The organism is Parashewanella hymeniacidonis (assembly GCF_016900895.1).
GTDB classification, from domain to species: domain Bacteria; phylum Pseudomonadota; class Gammaproteobacteria; order Enterobacterales; family Shewanellaceae; genus Parashewanella; species Parashewanella hymeniacidonis.
The window spans coordinates 1-3,012 of sequence record NZ_JAFEUN010000214.1; the positions used below are offsets into that span (position 1 = coordinate 1).

Consider the following 3,012-nt stretch of genomic DNA (forward strand, 5'->3'; position numbering starts at 1 on the left):
CAGGTTGGGAAACGATTTGGGAAGGTTGGGATACCCTTCAATCTTATGTCGTTGGATATAGGATGGCGAAAGAAATGCTAGCTGACGGAGAAATGCACTAAGATCTGATCAAGAGACAGGCTTAAAGGTGTGATTATTTTGAGTAGAGATTATTGCAATGACTGTTTCAGGAAAAAAAATTAAGCTTTACCATACTCCTATCTTTCTCTCTTTGTAGTGCCGCTTTTGCTCAACTTCAGTATCACAAACCAACGTTTCAAACTAATAATTTTAATGGTGTTTATAAACCAGCTTGGAATGGCATTGATTTGTGTAATGATACAAGGCAGGGAGGATTAGAAATGAATACCTGCCTCCCCATTAACGATATGACTTCACATGTGATTAAGTTTCAAATTTTGTCAGATAAGCTGAATAAAAACATGGCGGAAAATACAATTATCCCTGGAAAGTTTTGGTTGGCTTATGATAAATACGCTACGGTTAAGTCAGCGGAAGTGAAAGTATATTTTAAGAATGACAAAACTCCGTTTTTTGACGGAACGATAAAAAATAATGTTGGCATTACCTGTACGGACGATGGATGTGTAAAGTGGAACAAGGGTGTTAAAAAACACCCAAACCATTAAGGTCGTAATAAAAAATGAGAAATTAAAGTTACGGCACTATTAAGCTGTGACTCTAGTTTCTTGTTTTTCTTAGCAGTTAAAAAAGTTGCACTATCAAATTTTGTATGCCAAATATTTCCCCATTTTGATTCAGTTTTCCGGTTGCATGCCGTCATTTTCTTTTCATCAAAGCAATCCCAAAACTGTTTGTCAGTAGACTGGGAGTAGCCATCGTGTAAGCATTCACCAGAGGGGTATTGACAATTTCAAATTCCCGTTTATTGACATTCATAACCGCAAGGGTGCCGCTGTTTTGTGATGCAAGTATCACTTTTAAGGGTGTTTCACCATTTATTCCAAAAGTCAATACGGGGCTGGTGAATGGTTACGCCATCGTAACCATCTTTGCCATTAATAAAAAAGTTTGTTGATTCTAGGTATGCAACCGGAATCCCTTTGCATGCGAATGGATAATGATCTGACCAACTTCCAGTTTGCCCTTCTTTGTAAGAATTATTTTGTGGATGAACCTTGTAACCATCTTTAAGGTTCAGAGATTTTGAAAGGGAGATGAGCTTTTCTCTCAGTTGAGGATTAACGCTATAGTTGCTTTGAATAATCTTTTTACATAAGTACGCCTTAGATTCAGCACTATGAATATATAAGTAATCTCCTCCAATAATGGTATCGAGATTAATCATTCCAATAACATTATTGAGATCGTTTTCTTTATTATTAACGTATGCTTCAGAGCCGTATATACCAATTTCTTCTGCCCAAAAGTGGACCAGTTTAACGGTATAAGGTAGAGGTTTAGATCTTAGTTGTTTAGCCACTCCAAGCAACGCAATTGCACCGGAAGCGTTATCAATAAACCCTTTAGAGCCAGTACCCGTGATTCCGTCATAATGAGCGCCAACTACGATGGTTTTAGCTGACTGGCCTTTTAATACAACTTCTAAATTATTTGATTTGTATGTTTTGCCTTTAGCTTTAAATGTAAAAGGCTGGACCTCAGCTTTATATCCTAGTGCTTGATACTCAGCTTTAAGCCATTTCAATGCTTGCAGCTCTTCGTCTGATGCGGCACCTCGAACATGAGTGGCTGCGGAAAACACTTTTAATTTATCCCAAGTGTAATTTTGCGCATGTGTAAAATTGGAAAGTGCTATTGCACATACAAAGATACTTAATTTTATTATTTTGTTCATATGATTTTCTTACCATTGACTTGATTCTCTGCAAGGTACTGAAAATTTTAAAAATATTCAAATGTAACCATTATATTAATGATATGTTTCATATCCAATACACAACGAACACCATGAAGATGTAAAATTAAGCATGAAGCATGTTTGTGCAACCTGTACTCATTGGGGCGGGAAACGCAAAGTTTTTATGAATAAGAAAATGGTTCATGTTGAAGGTAAAGGCTGGTGCAACAACCCAGACACTGAACATCATCATACGAAAACCTCACCAATGAAGGTGCATAAAACCAAGTGGAAAAAGTGGGATATGTTGAGGTAATCCTTAATCTCTCACTTATAAGGGCGCTATTTCAGTGCCTTTTTTTACAGCTCATTGAACAACATTAACAAAATTTAACTGGAGGCTATGCGGTTAATAATATACAACAGACTTTATTTTATTAAATTGGTTGAATAGTTATTAACAGTAATTATGGTCAGCTAGATTTAAAATTCCACTACTATGGTGTTGCATATGTCTACAGGTAAAGTTGATTTTAGTGTTTCACAAGGTGCTTCAGAACATTTGTACTGTGATTACAAGCAGCTAGCATCAAGGTTAGAACGTGATTCAAAAGGGGATATCCATATATTACAAGGCAATATCAGTCCTTTTAATTTAAAAACAATGGATTGTCCAGTTAATCCCAAGATGGATGAGCTCTTCTTATTTCATGCTTGTAGAGGTATGAGAGCGGTAGTTGACTCTGAGAAAAAAAAAAGTACAGAAGAATATAATGAAGAGGAAGTCCTTAATAAGTATTGCTGTGCACAAGTTAAGTCCTATTTAGGCCATATAGAAAAATTGAAAAGTGCTGATAGCGCAGGAAATCGAGAATTAACAGAACAACATTATGTAGCATACCAGGCTTTTATTAATGGCCTTCAGGAAGTGATGAAGACATCTGATGGAATCGTGGACCGTAATTTAGGAATTCACTCAACCTAGATTCATACTTTTATGCGACAAGATATGGGCATTCTTTTCCCAGTCTTGGCCATCGAATTTCACAATATTAATTTTACTCGGCTTAGGGGCTGTTGATCTTTGTTTAATAATTCAGCTGAGCAATAAATCGCCTTAATCGAGGCGGAAATAGTGCAATTTAGTCATCTAAATAAACTATTTTTAACACAGAGTAAGGCGATTTAGA

The 3,012-nt window shown here is 36.3% G+C and carries 4 protein-coding genes; 3 read left to right on the top strand and 1 reads right to left on the bottom strand.

Annotated features, from left to right (window positions below):
• Nucleotides 1-341 precede the first annotated feature (341 nt).
• Nucleotides 342-629, top strand: coding sequence for a hypothetical protein (locus tag JQC92_RS21610; protein WP_205001599.1), 288 nt, complete (start codon nucleotides 342-344; stop codon nucleotides 627-629).
• A gap of 323 nt (nucleotides 630-952) precedes the next feature.
• Here the strand turns inward: JQC92_RS21610 and JQC92_RS21615 are convergent, their stop codons facing one another.
• Nucleotides 953-1,819 carry a M28 family metallopeptidase gene (locus JQC92_RS21615; protein ID WP_205001600.1) on the bottom strand — a complete coding sequence of 289 codons (867 nt, stop codon included), beginning with the start codon at nucleotides 1,817-1,819 and terminating at the stop codon, nucleotides 953-955.
• Nucleotides 1,820-2,006: 187 nt separating this feature from the next.
• Between JQC92_RS21615 and JQC92_RS22995 the strand changes: the two genes are divergently transcribed.
• Together JQC92_RS22995 and JQC92_RS21620 are read left to right on the top strand one after the other, a co-directional pair.
• Nucleotides 2,007-2,138 carry a hypothetical protein gene (locus JQC92_RS22995; RefSeq protein WP_276315829.1) on the top strand — a complete coding sequence of 44 codons (132 nt, stop codon included), beginning with the start codon at nucleotides 2,007-2,009 and terminating at the stop codon, nucleotides 2,136-2,138.
• A gap of 195 nt (nucleotides 2,139-2,333) precedes the next feature.
• Complete coding sequence (locus tag JQC92_RS21620) at nucleotides 2,334-2,807, top strand: hypothetical protein (protein ID WP_205001601.1); 474 nt, start codon at nucleotides 2,334-2,336, stop codon at nucleotides 2,805-2,807.
• The last annotated feature ends 205 nt before the right edge of the window (nucleotides 2,808-3,012 follow it).